This window comes from Wolbachia endosymbiont of Leptopilina clavipes (assembly GCF_006334525.1).
Taxonomy (GTDB): domain Bacteria; phylum Pseudomonadota; class Alphaproteobacteria; order Rickettsiales; family Anaplasmataceae; genus Wolbachia.
Genome location: NZ_QJHA01000040.1, coordinates 44,133 through 60,132, shown reverse-complemented (window position 1 = coordinate 60,132; position 16,000 = coordinate 44,133). Strand labels below are relative to the sequence as shown.

The window sequence follows — 16,000 nt, the reverse complement described above, 5'->3', positions numbered from 1 at the left end:
GACTCAAGATTCAGCTACTTTATTTTTATAGTATGTTTCTTTTGTAGCATAATTAAAAATACTAGCAAATGTTAACATTGCAAATATTGTGAAAAGCGCCATTTGATGATCTGAAAAAAGTGCTAAAATTGACACTAAAATTCCACTCATAACAAACATAAATCCATTGATAATGGATGATGATGTGCTAATATACTTCTGCTCAACAATCTCACTACCAACAGTAAAATTAAGCATATGTCCTCCTGCAAAAAAACCAAACATTAACATACAAAAGTATATAATATGAACTGTTAAATTGTCGCATAGTAAAATAATAGCTGAAATACTTTGCAATGTGGCAAAAGCAGAGATTACGTGCCTTCTATTTTTAAATAGATTTGAGATTAGATCTGCAATTGGAGCACCAACTGCAAGACCAAGCCACAATATTGCAGTTGCCACACCTAACTCCATTGTATTGAGTTCTAAGTTGCTTAGTAACCTTGGTGCCCACAGCATATTAAGCGCTAAAAATGTTCCAAAAGTAATAGCACCCACTATTGAGGTTATCCAGATATCTCTTAATTTTAGCGCTGTTAGTACAGAACATATTACTGTTTTTATAGAGCTCTTTATTGTGTATTCCCCCCAATTTTTTTTTGAAAGTCCTTTCGGATAAAAAAACATAAGTACAAATATCGATACGCCAAATAATATTACGCATACAATAAGATTTTTCCAATCTGCACCTTCGGCAAGCAAGCTAGAGAAGCACATTTGAATCATCAAAGCAGAAAGACTTGAAATTGTCTGCACTAGTGAGAACATCAGTCCAAATTGAGTAAGGGGAAAATATGTGCTACTTACATGAGCAGCGCCAATAAAACCAAACGATGCTCCAATTGCGATCAAAAATTGAGATAAAATTAAATGGGCAAAATTGTCACTCTTGATAAGGACAAAAAAACCAAAGAGCATGATTGACAATGAGAAAAAATAAATTTTTTTGCTGGAAAAAACATTAAACATTGCCCCACTAAAAAATTGTGAGATAGCAAAAGTCCAAGTATATGCTGAATTAGCTAGTGCAACTTGCGCGATTGTGAGCCCAAGTTCTTTTTCAAGATTCACGCTTATAAAGGTGTAGATTATCTGCATATTGCTGAATACAACAATCAAGTTACTGATTAGCCAAATGAACCAAGCTTTATTTTCCATAAGATTTTTTATAAATAGTCCATTGATAATAAACCTCTTTTAGGCTCTGATTATTGTTAAAACAGTTGCAATTATAGTATGATATAAAAGCTATGAAACAACAAATTTGTTGTGAGATTTAATTTGTTAGAGTCTCTACATAATCTCAAGAAAGAAATAAGTTCAACAATCATTACCTATAAGATAAAAGGTGAAAATTTGAAATTATCATGAACTGGCTCATTTTTCTGCCACTTAGATGATGTTTTTTCAAATTGTTGATAAATCAAAGTCAGTTTAGCTATTAATTATTCATCTTTTTTCTAATTATGCAGTGGATCTATTATTAAACCTTTCAATAATACTTTTTATTTTTGCTGCCTCTTCAAACTCTAAATTTTCAGCATGCTTCAACATTTGTTTTTTCAAACCGCTTAGATCATTCTGACTAAAATCCTCAATCACCACTTTTTCCCGTAAAGTATTTGATATAGGCTTTATTATAGTTTTTGGTACAATATTATGCAGTGTATTATGCTCTGTCTGTTTCTTTCTTCTCCTTTCAGTTTCTTTTAGTGCACGATCCATAGAATTAGTAATTTTGTCTGCATATAAAATTACTCTGCCTTCAACATTTCGTGCAGCACGACCTATCGTTTGAATGAGCGAAGTCTCTGATCGTAAAAACCCTTCTTTGTCAGCATCTAAAATTGCAACCAATCCACACTCGGGAATATCAAGACCTTCCCGCAACAAGTTAACGCCAACAAGAACATCTATTTCTTTAGATCTTAATTTGCATATAATTTCAATTCTTTCCAGTGCACCAATATCTGAATGTAGGTAAGTTACTTTCATACTGAGCTCACTCATATGCTCAGCTAGTTTTTCAGCCATTTTTTTTGTCAATGTGGTAATTAGAATACAAAACCCTTTTTTTATCGTCACTTGTGCCTCATGAATCACATCATCAACCTGACTCCCTGTTGGTTTTATGATGCAGATGGGATCTGTCAGTCCTGTTGGGCGGATAACTTGCTCTATAAATGCGTGATTAGTCTTTTCTAATTCATATTTTCCTGGAGTAGCCGAAACGTAAATAGTCTGTGGCCGTATTGCCTCCCACTCTTCCAATTTTAATGGACGGTTATCAAAAGCAGAAGGTAGCCTAAAACCATAATCTATCAATTTCTTTTTACGTGCTTCATTACCGCTATACATTGCACCTATCTGGGGAACGGTTACATGGCTTTCATCAACAAATAAAATTACATCTTTAGGTAAATACTCAAACAATGTAGGCGGTGGATCTCCGGCTTTCATTCCGCAAAGATAACGCAAATAATTTTCAATACCTTTACACACTCCCGTTGCCATCATCATTTCAATATCAAAATTAGTACGCTGCTCAAGGCGTTTTGCTTCAACAATTTTGTTCTGTGAATAGTAATAATCCAGGCGTTCATGTAGTTCTTTTTTAATCAATTGAACTGCTTGCAAAAGAGTCTCACGTGATGTAGTGTAATAGCTATTTGGAAAAATGGTGACTGTATCTATGCGTCTGATAATATTGCCGTTCATGGCATCAATCTCAGAAATTTCCTCTATTTCATCACCAAACAATGATAAACGCCAAGCTTTATTTTCATAATAGGCAGGAAATATATCAATAATATCGCCGCGCACTCTGAAATATCCTCGCTCAAATCTGACATCAGAACGTTTATATTGGAGATTAACTAAATTATTCAGAAAGTCATTAACATGAATCTTATCTCCAGCACTTAAAGTCAAGGTCATGCTGAGATAGCTCTCAGGCGAACCAAGACCATATATACAAGAAACACTCGCAACTACAATCGTGTCCCTACGCTCCAAAAGAGAGCATATAGTAGAATAGCGTAGCATATCAATTCTTTCATTTATTAAAGAGTCTTTTTCAATATAAGTGTCTGTTTGTGGCGAATAAGCCTCAGGCTGATAATAATCATAATAAGAAATGAAGTATCCAACAGCATTGTGAGGGAAAAATCCTCTCATCTCCTCGTAAAGCTGCGCCGCTAAAGTTTTATTATGTGCCATAATTAATGCAGGCCTGTTTGTTCTTGCAATAACATTTGCCATAGTGAAGGTTTTTCCAGAGCCAGTAACTCCAAGCAAAACCTGATCTCTTTTATTACTATTTAACCCTGCAACTAAGTTGTCTATTGCCTGTGGTTGATCTCCAGCTGGCTGAAAATGTGTAACTATTTGAAATTCCATACCTTTATATTTTCATAATGTATTTATTACTATACAATACATTTGCTAGTGTAAATAAGGTATGAAAGAATGAACATAAAAAACTCTATTTTTTCTTTTTATAGAGCCTGCTCCAAATCCTATTGTTGGTTAATACAAAAAACAACGTCAAAATTATAAAGTATGTCACTATTTTTAACCCAAGTTTATGTCGGCGTTCCATTTCTGGCTCTGCTGCCCATTGTAAGAAATTTACCACATCATATGACATACTTTCAACTGTAGCTTGCCTTGCACCATCATATTCTACCATTCCTTCAGAGAGTGGTGGTGCCATAGCTAACCTGCCTGTTGAAAAATATGGATTAAAATATAAACCGTTCTCATCGTGTTCACCATTTTGATAACCAATGAGCAGTGAATAGATGTAATTTGCACCATCGTGCCTTGCTTTAACAATGAGTGATAAGTCTGGTGGAATTGCACCATTATTACTTGCTGCGGCTGCTTCTTTTGTATCAAAAGGTGCAATAAAATAATCCGAAGACACTCCCGGCCTATCAAACATTTCACCCAAATCATTTGGACCATCTTTCACTTGGTAAGAGGCTGCAATTTGTTTTACATCCTCTTCGGAAAAACCAACATCTTGCAAGTTACGAAACGCTATTCTATTCATTGAATGGCAAGCAGCACAGACTTCCTTGTATACTTTATAGCCACGCTGAATTGACTCTCTATCGAAAGATCCGGTAATTCCATTAAAACTCCAGTCAATTTTCTTATTTGGTAAAGGTTTAAACTCCTCTGCAGATAGAGAATTAGCGAAAAATAATACACAAAACACAGCAACTTTAACCAATAGCATCACTTCATCTCCGGCACGGAATCGCTTATTGTTTTTGGTAATTTTTTTGGTTTCTCATACTTACTAAGTAAAGGTAAAATTATCACAAAATATGAAAAATAATAAAGAGTTGAAAGCCTACTTAAAGTAATGTAAGGCTCCTTAACTTCTTGTCCCCCAAGCCAGGCAAGAAATGCAAAATTTATTGCAAAAACCCAAAAAAATTTCTTAAATAATGGACGGTAGGAACCACTTTTAACATTTGATTTATCAAGCCAAGGCAAAAGAAACCACACTAAAATAGATCCAAACATGGTAAGTACACCAATAAGTTTATTTGGAATTGAACGCAGCATCGCATAAAAAGGTAAGAAATACCACTCTGGCACTATATGTGCTGGAGTTACCATAGGATCAGCCTCTATATAATTATCAGGATGCCCAAGATAATTAGGGGCATAAAAAACAAATGCAAATAAAATTATAAAAAATAAACCAAAAGTTATGCAGTCCTTTGCTATATAGTAAGGATAAAAAGGAATGGTATCCTTATCTGACCTGACTTCTATTCCACTTGGATTATTAGAGCCAAACCTATGCAGAGCAACAACATGCAACATAGCTAAAGCGATAATAATGAAAGGCATAAGATAATGCAGCGCAAAAAAACGATTAAGCGTTGGATTATCAACAGAGAAACCTCCCCATAGCCATATAACTATTTTATCACCAATTAAAGGTATAGCCGAGAATAAATTAGTTATAACTGTTGCACCCCAAAAACTCATTTGTCCCCATGGAAGAACATATCCCATAAAGGCAGTTGCCATCATTGCAAAAAATATAAATATGCCAATAAACCATACCATTTCTCGCGGTCTCTTATAAGATCCGTAATATAATCCACGCATGATATGAACATAGACCACCATAAAGAAGAGCGACGCCCCAACAGCATGAGTATAACGTATCAGCCATCCATAACTTACGTCACGCATTATACGCTCCACACTATTAAATGCATGATCAACATGCGGAGTGTAGTGCATGGCAAGAAATATACCTGTTATTATTTGTAAAATCAGCGCTATACCAGCTAAAGAACCAAAATTCCAAGCATAATTTAAATTTTTTGGTACTTGATAAGAAGCAGTATGTTTTAGAAAAGAAAATATAGGCAGTCTGTACTCTATCCAACCTAATATACCTTTTTCTTCTATTATTTCTTTTTTGCTATCATCTTCCATAACTTAAAGCTTTGTCATCTTAACTCATTGTATTGTAACAATTTAACGCTAATAAACAATAAAAAGTTTAAGTTTAAAGAGTAGATTTCACAAAAACAAGCACTCAAATTTGAGTGCTTGTTTTAAAGGGACTTTTGATGACATACACCTTTAGATATTGTTGAATTGCTTAATGAACTTCGAGGACATTGATAAAGTTTTTCACAATTACTAAGTGCCGTCTCGAATTTTTTTTCTATAATGTCAAGTTCTCTTTCTTTATTTTTTTCTCTGTCAAAGGTGAATCGTCTAGTGGCCTAAAATGTTGTTTTCTTGTGAACTTACTTATTGCTAAAGCAGTTAGCAGAACTGTTCCATTACAATCAATTTGTGAAGAACCAATAGGACTTCCAGTTAAATGTGCAACAGATTGCTGTACAGTAGGTAAAGCAGGAGCGCTGCTGAATAAGCCACTGATGGTGGTAGTTATCCAACTAAATATACTATTAATAAAAGAAGAAGGTTTTACTGCATTGCTTGCAGTGCTGCTAACTTCTTCAAAATTTTCTCTGATAAGAGTGAAGGAAGAATTCACTGTTCTACTTGCCAAGTCTGTGGTATTACTAACTTCCAATTCTATCTTGATTGCTTTGGTAGGGAATAATGAAAGATTCGCTGCACTACTTACAGAATCTGTGGCGTCATTAGCGTCTAACCCTACCTTAACACCTGCTTTTATAGAAGTTAATTTTGCTTCACAATCATCTTCAGTAGCACTGCTCAATACAGATTCTATCTCTTGAATTTTACTATTGCTATTACATCTATCTTTTCTATAACCTCCAACAACATCTAATGCTGTTTTGCCGTACTGACTTTGAATACTAGCATCAGCACCTCTACAGAGTAGGAGTTTTACCATATCTAAATGACAATGGTTAAATGCTAAGTACAAAGGTGTAAAGCCTTTATAATTTGTAGCATTGATGTTAGCATCACGATCAAGTAAAAACTGTGCTATTTCTAGTTTGCCATTAATAGCAGCAATGTGTAAGGGAGTACTCAAATATCGACTGCTAATAGTAGTATTAACATCAGCGCCACTGTCACACAAAAACTGCAATACCTTTAAGTTACCTATGTAAGTAGCAGAATGCATAGGCTTCATACTATATTTTTCATTATTCAAAATCTCATTTTTTATGTGTCTATGTTCTGCCTCTTCAATATATTCTTTAACTTTCTCAAAATCATCTCTGTTTATAGCAGAAAATAATTTTTTTCTCAGGCTCTCAATTATTTCTTGTCTTTCCATCAAATACCTCCTAAAAGACAACGTTCCCGGCTCTATATCACACAATTTAGTATGTGCAAGTGAAATTTACAGAGAAAAAATTTCAATAGTTAAAAATTAGGTCTTCAGCAATCTATCACTTTAACTTTCGTACAAGACATGCTGAGCTTCCTTATTCAAATTTTTTTTGCTCTTAATAAGAAGCAATATGCTTTAGAAAAGGAAATAAGGGATAAGTTTTGTAAATAAGCACTCGAATTCTAGTGCTTATTTTAACTGATTTAGAGGGACTTTTGATGCATACCTTTAGATATCGTTAAATTGCTTAATGAACTTTCAGGACATTGATAAAGTTTTTCACAACTACTAATTGCCGTCTCGAGTTTTTTTTCTATAATAGAAAGTCTTGTCAGAGGTGGATTGTCCAGTAGCCTTGAATACTTTTTCCCTGTGAACTTTTTGACCACTACATCAACTAGTAGAGCTGTTGCATTAAAATCAACTTGTGAAGAACCAATTGGGCTACCAGCCAAGTGATCAACAGATTGCTGTGCAGGAAGTAAAGTAGGAGCACTGCTGAATAAGCCATTGAGTGTGGCAGTGGTTACCCAACTAAATATACTATTAATAAAAGAAAAAGGTTTTACTGCACTGCTTGGTGCAGGATCTGGAGTATCACCAGCTTCTAATTCTAACTTAGTATTTATTCTAGCAGAAAGTAATAGTTCTGTACAATTATTTTTATGAAATCTTAACACAGCTAAGAATATTTTTTTTATGTCACAGCCATCACTGCAAAGACTTTCATAACCTGGAATAACCTCAAATGCTATTTTGCCATTTGTACTTCTAATATTAACATCAATATTATGATCAAGCAGAACTTTTGCTATATCTAATCGACAATGATAAAGTGCTAAGTGTAAAGCTGTAAAATTTTGCATTCCTTGAAAGCTAGTGTTGCCGTGAATACAATCAAATACAACTTTCTCCATATCATATGTTACAATAATGGATACGGAAGGAACAATGCACGCATCACTCACAGCATTAACACGAGCACCATTGTTAATCAAAAACTGCAATATCTTTGAGTTAGCTCTGTAAGTAGCAAAATGTATAGGTGCCATGCCATATTGCTTACCATTAATAATATCGTTTTGTACACCTTTAATCTTTTCCTTTCTAACACATCTTTTAACTTTCTCAAAATCAAGTTTGTTTATAGCAATAAACAATTTATTCCTTAACTCTTCTATTCTGTATTTTCGCATCAAATACCTCCTATAAGACAACGCCCTTGGCTTTGTATCACATGATTTAGTATTTACAAGTAAAATTTACAGAGAAAACAATAGTTAAAAATTAGGTCTTTAGCAATCTATCACGTGCTGCGTTTAACTTTTGTGCAAAATATTCCGAGCCTCCCTTGTCTGGATGGACCAGTTTCATTAAATTTTGGTATGCCTTATTGATTTCATTTTGGCTTGCCTCGGAATTCAGCCCCAGTATTTTTAATGCTTCATCTTTGGACATATTATCACCAGTGTAATTTTTGGTGTAACTTTTACTGCTGTTAAATTCGTTCAAAAACTTACTTAATATAGAGTTCATCATAAAACTTATGTTATTTCTCTTTGCCAAAAAGAGAAAAAATACAACAACGCTAGGTAAAACAAACGTGATTATTGTGAATATCAAAAAAAGGAAGAAGATGAATGACATGTATATTTTTTATCATTTTATGATTAAATAGTAACAATTATAATTGTCATGGTAAATAACATGTTTATCCAGATTGAAGAAACACCAAACCCAAACACGCTGAAATTTCTTCCTGGTTTTGAAATTCTGAGCGAAGGAGAAACAGCTGATTTTTCAAATGCAGATGAAATAAAGAACTCCAAACTAGCAGTAAATCTTTTTCAAATAGAACATGTTGTAAGAGTATTTTTTGGTCATGATTTTATTTCGGTAACAAAATCAGATAGAATGAATTGGGATATAGTAAAGGTGGAAATTTTAACTACAATTATGGATCACTTTACTTCTGGTGGAAAAGCATTTGATAAAGAAGGAGTAAGTGATAATAAAATGCTAGAGGAAGAATTCTTTAATGAAAATGATATAGAAATTGTAAATAGAATAAAAGAATTGATGGAAAGTTATATTAAACCTGCAGTTGCTCAAGATGGTGGTGATATCAAGTTCCGTGGCTATAAAGACGGAATAGTTTACGTTGAACTGCAAGGAGCTTGCTCTGGGTGCCCAAGTGCTGCAATTACCTTAAAACAAGGAGTGCAGAATATGCTAAGCTATCACATACCAGAAGTTTCGGGTATAGAGACTATGCTATGACTAATCAAACAGTTAGAGGAACAAAAGATCTCCTGTTTGATGAATGGTACAAGTTTAAACACATAGAGCAAACAGCAAGCAGAATCTCAAGTTTATACGGCTTTTTACCTGTTCAAACTCCGATATTTGAATACACAGAAGTCTTTACAAAGACTTTAGGTGATAGCTCAGATATTATCACTAAAGAGATGTATACTTTTATTGATACGGGGGGAAAGAGCATAACTCTGCGTCCTGAGTTCACTGCAGCTATTGTTAGGTTACTCATTGAAAAAAAACTGCACACGCCGATAAAATTATTTTCAATAGGGCCTGCATTTCGCTATGAAAGACCGCAAAAGGGAAGACAAAGGCAATTTCATCAGATAAATTTTGAGTTTTTTGGCATAGAAGATCCAAAAGCTGATATTGAATTGATATCACTCGCTCAGCACTTACTAACTGAATTTGGCATCAATAAAAATGTAAAGCTGGAAATCAACTCTCTGGGTGATAGTGAAACAATAACTCAGTATAGAGAAGCTTTGATATCGTATTTAAAAAAGTTTCAAAATGACCTATCAGAAGATAGTCAAAATAGATTGATTAAAAACCCACTCAGAATATTAGACTCTAAGGATAAGACAGATAAAGAAATAATCTCTGACGCACCAAAAATCAGTGATTATTATACAAAAGAATCTTCATATTTCTTTGACCAGGTGTTAAATGGACTGCAAGCTCTTGGCATACCTTACACTGTAAATAGCAAATTAGTTCGAGGTCTAGACTATTATTGTCACACAGTATTTGAATTTGTCACAGAAGATTTAGGTGCACAAGGAGCAGTTTTTGCCGGTGGAAGATACGATAATCTAGTATCTTCAGTAGGTGGAAAACACACTCCAGCAATAGGATTTGCAGGGGGGATTGAGCGTATAATGGAATTAATCAACTATGCTGAAAAAAAAGAGAGGCCTATTTATATAATTCCAATCGGTGGAGAAGCTGAAGAACATGCTCTAACACTTGCAAGTGAATTACGCAGAAATGGTTTATATGTGATTTACGAATATAGTGGAACTCTAAAAACCCGAATGAAAAAAGCAAATCAAGCAAATGCAAAAGTTGTATTAATCTTTGGTGATGAAGAACTAAGCGGTAAAACTTTAAAAATTAAAAACATGGATACGGGTGAAGAAAAAGTAATCGCTCGTGATAAAATAGTAGAAAATATCTAATCAAGAGCAATAGGAGTGTTAGCTATAGAAGAAAATTCTTCTGCAAAAGAATTTTTCATAGCGTTCAATGTATTATAATCAGTAAAATCTAATTTTATTGGTGTAATAGTAATAAACCCTCCTTTTATTTTATCTACGCTACCACTGCCTGAGTGTTCCCGAGACCAATTTAAGCTTAAAGAACCATTCGAATTTTCAGTAAAAGTTAAATCCCCATCAATGTTGTATTCACCTTGCTCAGCAAATTCTACTCCTTTCACTTTTTCTGTAGCAGGAAAATTTACACTCATCACTATATTTTTAGGCCAACCAACTTTCATTAGCTTGCTGATAACCTTTGGTGCAAAAACTTTTGTATTGTTCCAGTCTATTTTATCATGATAAACTTGGCTTAGTGCAATAGAGGGTATAGACCTTGCAGCACCCTCCATTGCAGCACCAATTGTTCCTGAATAACAAATATCATCTCCAACATTTGACCCAATATTTACTCCAGATAATATTAAATCTGGTTTTTTATTCATAATCTTATTTAACGCAATAATGACACAGTCTGCAGGAGTACCAGATACACTAAACTCTCTTTCACTATGTCGGTTTATTTTAATGGAGTGTTTCACTGGATAGTCAAGAGATCTTGCAGCTCCACTCCTATCAGTATCTGGCGCCACTATCCATATTTGTGATGCAAAATTCTGTGCAATCTCTTTAAGTAATCTTATTCCTTCACTCTCAAAACCATCATCATTTGTTATCAATATTATCATATATAATACTCACCTATCAAAGTATACTGATGAGGTTTCTTTTCATAACCATAGCAAAGAACCTACTACGAATCAATAAGGAAAAATTAGAGGGTGACCAGGTTGCCATCGTTTAGTTTGCTGTGAGTTAATCGTAAATACCAATTTTTATTTTACGCCTAACTCACAATCAAAGTTTAGACAAGTCTTAGAGCTTTAAGCAGTAGAGAATCTTGCATGCCCTGCAAAAAATGCTTTCACTCTTTCAAGGCAAGTGGATGGTTCTGCAGGTATTGCTACCTCATCTATCTTACCAAATATTGCTGCATCTACGACTTCACCTGTTATTAATTCCCTTAGCTTTTGTTTTATCTGCCCTCTACGAATATATTCTCCATAGTCATTATAAAACTTCACATATAATTCTTTAAATACAAATTCTTTTATAGAATTTCTCATATGAGAAATTCTATCCTTTACTTCATCACTTGCATTGCTCAAATCCACTTCAGAACCTGGCGAATATAAGTCATCAAAATTTTCTTTTAAAATTTTTATTTTAAAGTAGTGCTTATCTAAAGATTTCTCAAGAAATCTTTTAGTAGCATTACCGGCCAACTCTCCTATTATCTGAGGCTCTAGTTGAGCTGCAAAATTATTTTCTGCTTCAAGTCCACTTAATGCATAAATGATACGATTAAGCATTCCAGGACCACATTGGCGATTACTTTCCTCAAAACGAACCAGCAATATGGATTTCAACAGCTCTACATCTGCATTTTGATTTGTTGCTGCAATTAAAACTAAATTTGTAGCCTGTGTTAATGTCAATCTTGTTTTAGAATCTACCCACCTTACCCATTCTCCTTCTCTATAATTATCTACCTTCAAATAATGCGCTATCAGTTCTTTCTGCTGATTTGTCAAACCGCCTATATAGTTTTAAACTCTTCATCCAGCTCATTTGACGGAGTCCAATATTCTTCCTTTAATTTTTTGGCACACTCAATAACACTTTGCTCAAAACTTCTAGTATGAACATTCTGATTACCAGTGCCTACATCACTTACATTAAACAAAAAGCTCATTTGCTTTACACTTAAACCCAGAGGCGAGAAGAGCTTTATTAATGGATATTTTATTAACTCAAGAAGTGCTACTGGGATCAATAATATAGTATTAATAAGCACTAAACATATTCTAAGACCCAAGCTCTACTATTTGATAATGTTCTGCTAAGCTCTGATATCTTCGATGAACAATACAAAAATGGTAATTGGATACAATATATTGAGTATATAGAAAAAAATAAAATCTTATCTTTCAACCCTATTGTCGGGTCATTATATACTTCAGAAAAAATGTTATCATCACTATTTTCATTTTTGAAAGATTGATAGCTACTTGTAATCTTTTCTGTAAAAATAGAACAGAGCTTATGCAGTCCGTAGCACAAAACACAAGTGGCAAGTAAAACTGCAAGTGTTCCAAAAACAGCTAACACCTCACTTGAAGTTTTGGCAAGAAGGAATGCATAAAGCGCATCAATAAAGATCTCAAGTAAGTAGTCAAATAAAAAAATTGCTCCAATAGCAGCACCAACTAATAGAACATACCCACAAACAACCAAAAATGTTTTTAACCTCGGATTCATAAACCACTTCTTAATAACCTATTAATATACTCCTCATTATATGCTTAAATTAAAAAAATGCAAATTTTTATACAAAAAAGATCAATTGAAATTTTCGAGCTTCAGCTATATTGTTAATATATTCAGATAAAAATTAAACATTGTCGTGTCAAATAAAATAGGCTTTTTGGCTATTTTCGCCTTGGTGATCAGTAGCCAAATCGGCTCTGGAATTTTTATGCTCCCAATTAGCCTTGCACCATACGGCGCTTATAGCCTCATAAGCTGGGTTATATCAGGATTTGGTGCTATATCTCTTGCTTTAGTTTTTGCTTCACTCTGCGCAAAATTTCCAGAAACGGGTGGTCCTCATATTTATGTGAAACATGCCTTTGGCTCTACAGCAGCTTTTTTTGTTGGCTGGACATATTGGGTAAGCTCGTGGGTAAGCTCAACAGCCGTGACAATTGCAAGTATCGGTTATTTAGCCCCGCTTTTTCATAATGATATACAAGATATACGTTTGCTTTTAGAAATAACATTAATTTTAGCTATTATGCTAATAAACTTAAGGGGAGTAACTACTGCTGGGCATGTTGAGCTTCTGCTGACCATTGTTAAAATTATTGCACTTCTCGCAATACCTATCGCAGGGTTGTTTTTCTTTGATAAAAATAATTTTATTGTAAGCGAGGAAGTATCAAACTTTACAATATCACAAACTCTTGCTCGTTCTACACTCCTTACTCTATGGTGTTTTATTGGACTTGAATCAGCAACGGCACCTGCAGGATATGTCAATAATCCCTCTAAAACAATACCAAGGGCTATAGTGCTTGGAACAGTCTGTGTTGCTGTGATATATTTCATCAATAGTCTTTCAATTATGGGATTGATAAGTTGTAATGACCTAGCTAGTTCAAAAGCACCATATGTTGATGCGATAAAAATTATGTTTCCAGGTAATTGGCATTTAATTATTTCTGTTGTTGCCTTTATCGTTTCTGTAAGTAATTTAAATGCTTGGTTTTTAGCTGATGGACAGGTCACCTTAGGCCTTGCAAAAGACAAGTTAATGCCGCAATTTTTTGGCAAAAAAAATAAGCATGATGCTCCATTATGGGGAATAATACTCAGTACTTTGGGGGTGTTAGTTTTACTTATCCTAACGTCAAACAAAAGTTTTGCTGAGCAAGTAACTTCAATAATTGATATCTCTGTGGTGTCATTTTTGTTTATCTACTTAGCATGTAGCCTTGCTTTTCTCAAAGTTAATATACAAGACAAAAGCTACTGCAAATTTTTAATTGGAGGTGTGGCTGTATCTTTTTGCTGTTGGGTAATATACGAGACTTCTATAAAAACATTGTTAATATCAAGTCTATTCCCTTTAAGCGGAACACTTATTTATCTACTTTGGTATCATAAACTAAAAACTTAACTTAAATTTTTTATTTGCTAAAATTCTTAAGCTATACTACTGGCTTACATTAATAGAATTAAGAGGTATTGTGTCAAATAAAATAGGTTTTTGGGCTGTTTTTGCTTTAGTCATTAGTAGTCAGATCGGCTCTGGGGTTTTTATGCTTCCAATTAGCCTTGCTCCATATGGCGCTTATAGCCTTATAAGTTGGATGATATCAGGAGCTGGTGCTGTGTCTCTTGCGCTAGTTTTTGCTACGCTATGTGCAAAGTTTCCAGAAACAGGAGGTCCTCACGTTTATGTGAAACATACTTTTGGTCCTGCTGCAGCGTTCTTTGTTGGTTGGACATATTGGGTAATCTCATGGGTTAGTACAACAGCTTTAATAGTTGTGGGTGTTGGCTATCTTACACCATTTTTCCATGAAGATATCAAAAGTATGCGTTTATTTTTAGAGCTGTTGTTATTTACAATCATTACATTAATAAATTTAAGGGGAATAGCTACTGCAGGGCACGTTGAGTTTCTGCTCACGGTTGTGAAGGTTGCTGTATTGCTTGCAATACCTGTAGCAGCGTTGTTTTTTTTCGATAGAAATAATTTTATCATAAGTGAAGAAATATTAAGTCTTACAACATCGCAAATTCTTGCCCGCTCTACACTCCTTACTTTATGGTGTTTTATTGGACTTGAATTGGCAACAGCACCTGCAGGGTCAGTTGATAATCCAGCTAAAACTATACCAAAAGCTGTGGTGCTTGGCACAGTTTGTGTTGCTGTTATATATTTTATCAACAATTTTGCAATTATGGGATTGATCAATGGCAACAATTTAGCAAGTTCAAGAGCACCATATGTTGATGCGATAAAAATTATGTTTTCTGGTAATTGGCATTTAATTGTTTCTATAGTTGCATTCATTTTTTGTGTTGGCAGTCTAAACGCTTGGGTTTTATCTAGTGGACAAGTTGCTTTTGGTCTTGCAGAAGATAGACTAATGCCAAAATTCTTTGCTAAAAGGAACAAGCATGGCTCTCCTTTTTGGGGAATAACAGTTAGTTCAATTGGAACTGCAATTTTACTAATTCTCACTTCAAACAACAATTTTGCCCAGCAGATTACGTCGATTATTGACTTTTCTGTAATTTCATTTTTGTTCGTTTATCTTGCATGCAGTCTTGCCTTTCTAAAGGTTATTATACAGGAGAGGAGTTGTTATAAGCTTTTAATTGGTAGCATAGCAACAACCTTTTGTTGTTGGGTGATATTAGAAACCCCTGTAGGTACTCTACTGATTTCGAGCCTGTTCACTGCAAGTGGCATACCCATTTATTTATTTTGGTACTGCAAAACTTCTGTGCAACAAATTCAGTAGTGAGAGATACACTTTAAATGGTTAATATTTATGGGCCAAGATTTTTTTTCTCTTTATCTACTTGTTCAATATTACCATTCTCAAGTTTGCTACCTACTTCTTCTGTGCGTTTATTATCTATGTAGATCTCATTTTTTGCTTTATTAGAAAGACCTATTTGCGATTGCAGTTTTTTATACTCTTCTTTTTCAGGCGTGAAAATTTTCACTAAAGATCTTCCTATTATTGGTATTGAACTTAAAAAATCTCTTAATCCAAAAGATTCTTGCTTCTTGTTTGAAAGATGCTGGTCTATCTTAGAAATTTTCACACCATACTTTTTATCATCAAAATTTATCGCTGGCTTGCTTTTTTTTGAAAGAACATTTTGAATCTCTAACCTATTGACTTTTTCAGGCTTTTGAAATTCAGATACTGCAGGTTTGACCTTAGTGTCATCATGTTTTTTACTCATTTCA

15 protein-coding genes and 1 pseudogene are annotated in these 16,000 nt (G+C 34.2%); 4 read left to right on the top strand and 12 right to left on the bottom strand.

The annotated features are described in order from the left end of the window. Window positions 1-3 precede the first annotated feature (3 nt). The 7 genes and pseudogenes from OUY_RS04595 to OUY_RS04565 all read right to left on the bottom strand — a co-directional run bounded on the left by OUY_RS04595 (window position 4) and on the right by OUY_RS04565 (window position 8,404). A complete protein-coding gene (locus OUY_RS04595; protein WP_139686810.1) occupies window positions 4-1,200 on the bottom strand; it encodes an MFS transporter in 1,197 nt (398 codons plus the stop codon). A 306-nt stretch (window positions 1,201-1,506) separates the two neighbouring features. Then, window positions 1,507-3,441 (bottom strand): excinuclease ABC subunit UvrB, encoded by a 1,935-nt coding sequence (gene uvrB, locus OUY_RS04590; RefSeq protein WP_139686809.1) that lies wholly within the window; start codon window positions 3,439-3,441, stop codon window positions 1,507-1,509. An 85-nt stretch (window positions 3,442-3,526) separates the two neighbouring features. Beyond that, window positions 3,527-4,288, bottom strand: a complete 762-nt coding sequence (locus OUY_RS04585; protein ID WP_139686808.1) for a cytochrome c1 — start codon at window positions 4,286-4,288, stop codon at window positions 3,527-3,529. Further along, complete coding sequence (locus OUY_RS04580; protein ID WP_139686807.1) at window positions 4,288-5,514, bottom strand: cytochrome b; 1,227 nt, start codon at window positions 5,512-5,514, stop codon at window positions 4,288-4,290. Before OUY_RS04580 ends, OUY_RS04585 begins: the two co-directional genes overlap by 1 nt. 122 nt (window positions 5,515-5,636) lie before the next feature. Further along, window positions 5,637-6,808, bottom strand: a pseudogene (locus tag OUY_RS04575) (ankyrin repeat domain-containing protein). 260 nt (window positions 6,809-7,068) lie between these two features. Then, entirely contained in the window at window positions 7,069-8,061 is a 993-nt protein-coding gene (locus tag OUY_RS04570) for an ankyrin repeat domain-containing protein (protein WP_139686806.1), read from the bottom strand. A gap of 91 nt (window positions 8,062-8,152) precedes the next feature. Then, a complete protein-coding gene (locus tag OUY_RS04565; RefSeq protein WP_236607909.1) occupies window positions 8,153-8,404 on the bottom strand; it encodes a DnaJ domain-containing protein in 252 nt (83 codons plus the stop codon). A 168-nt stretch (window positions 8,405-8,572) separates the two neighbouring features. Between OUY_RS04565 and OUY_RS04560 the strand changes: the two genes are divergently transcribed. Next, the gene (locus tag OUY_RS04560; protein WP_006015115.1) at window positions 8,573-9,145 is read left to right on the top strand and encodes a NifU family protein; all 573 of its coding nucleotides are present in this window, start codon (window positions 8,573-8,575) and stop codon (window positions 9,143-9,145) included. Further along, entirely contained in the window at window positions 9,142-10,365 is a 1,224-nt protein-coding gene (hisS, locus tag OUY_RS04555; protein ID WP_139686805.1) for a histidine--tRNA ligase, read from the top strand. Before OUY_RS04560 ends, hisS begins: the two co-directional genes overlap by 4 nt. On the opposite strand, the gene surE is transcribed toward hisS, so the two are convergent. The 4 genes from surE to OUY_RS06560 form a co-directional block, all read right to left on the bottom strand. Continuing rightward, window positions 10,362-11,132, bottom strand: coding sequence for a 5'/3'-nucleotidase SurE (gene surE, locus OUY_RS04550; protein ID WP_010402923.1), 771 nt, complete (start codon window positions 11,130-11,132; stop codon window positions 10,362-10,364). The genes hisS and surE overlap by 4 nt on opposite strands. Window positions 11,133-11,327: 195 nt before the next feature. Further along, a complete protein-coding gene (locus OUY_RS06570; protein WP_246038732.1) occupies window positions 11,328-12,038 on the bottom strand; it encodes a hypothetical protein in 711 nt (236 codons plus the stop codon). Between the two features lie 5 nt (window positions 12,039-12,043). Further along, window positions 12,044-12,301 carry a hypothetical protein gene (locus OUY_RS06565; RefSeq protein ID WP_246038731.1) on the bottom strand — a complete coding sequence of 86 codons (258 nt, stop codon included), beginning with the start codon at window positions 12,299-12,301 and terminating at the stop codon, window positions 12,044-12,046. Beyond that, entirely contained in the window at window positions 12,301-12,765 is a 465-nt protein-coding gene (locus OUY_RS06560) for a hypothetical protein (RefSeq protein WP_246038730.1), read from the bottom strand. The genes OUY_RS06565 and OUY_RS06560 overlap by 1 nt, the downstream gene beginning before the upstream one ends. Before the next feature lie 145 nt (window positions 12,766-12,910). Here OUY_RS06560 and OUY_RS04540 point away from each other — a divergent pair, with 145 nt between their 5' ends. Both OUY_RS04540 and OUY_RS04535 read left to right on the top strand, forming a co-directional pair. Next, window positions 12,911-14,185: an APC family permease gene (locus OUY_RS04540; RefSeq protein ID WP_029237623.1), complete on the top strand. Its 1,275-nt coding sequence runs from the start codon at window positions 12,911-12,913 to the stop codon at window positions 14,183-14,185. Window positions 14,186-14,255: 70 nt separating this feature from the next. Further along, entirely contained in the window at window positions 14,256-15,542 is a 1,287-nt protein-coding gene (locus tag OUY_RS04535) for an APC family permease (RefSeq protein WP_010402900.1), read from the top strand. 28 nt (window positions 15,543-15,570) lie between these two features. On the opposite strand, the gene OUY_RS04530 is transcribed toward OUY_RS04535, so the two are convergent. Next, a complete protein-coding gene (locus OUY_RS04530; RefSeq protein WP_139686804.1) occupies window positions 15,571-15,996 on the bottom strand; it encodes a hypothetical protein in 426 nt (141 codons plus the stop codon). Between the last annotated feature and the right edge of the window lie 4 nt (window positions 15,997-16,000).

Bases quoted from the DNA above. Each gene is read 5' to 3' on its own strand.
- OUY_RS04560 (WP_006015115.1), top strand. From the start codon at position 8,573: ATGTTTATCCAGATTGAAGAAACACCAAACCCAAACACGCTGAAATTT.
- OUY_RS04570 (WP_139686806.1), bottom strand. From the start codon at position 8,061: ATGCGAAAATACAGAATAGAAGAGTTAAGGAATAAATTGTTTATTGCT.
- OUY_RS04585 (WP_139686808.1), bottom strand. From the start codon at position 4,288: ATGCTATTGGTTAAAGTTGCTGTGTTTTGTGTATTATTTTTCGCTAAT.
- OUY_RS04530 (WP_139686804.1), bottom strand. From the start codon at position 15,996: ATGAGTAAAAAACATGATGACACTAAGGTCAAACCTGCAGTATCTGAA.
- hisS (WP_139686805.1), top strand. From the start codon at position 9,142: ATGACTAATCAAACAGTTAGAGGAACAAAAGATCTCCTGTTTGATGAA.
- OUY_RS06560 (WP_246038730.1), bottom strand. From the start codon at position 12,765: ATGAATCCGAGGTTAAAAACATTTTTGGTTGTTTGTGGGTATGTTCTA.
- OUY_RS04565 (WP_236607909.1), bottom strand. From the start codon at position 8,404: ATGATGAACTCTATATTAAGTAAGTTTTTGAACGAATTTAACAGCAGT.
- OUY_RS04595 (WP_139686810.1), bottom strand. From the start codon at position 1,200: ATGGAAAATAAAGCTTGGTTCATTTGGCTAATCAGTAACTTGATTGTT.
- surE (WP_010402923.1), bottom strand. From the start codon at position 11,132: ATGATAATATTGATAACAAATGATGATGGTTTTGAGAGTGAAGGAATA.
- uvrB (WP_139686809.1), bottom strand. From the start codon at position 3,441: ATGGAATTTCAAATAGTTACACATTTTCAGCCAGCTGGAGATCAACCA.
- OUY_RS04580 (WP_139686807.1), bottom strand. From the start codon at position 5,514: ATGGAAGATGATAGCAAAAAAGAAATAATAGAAGAAAAAGGTATATTA.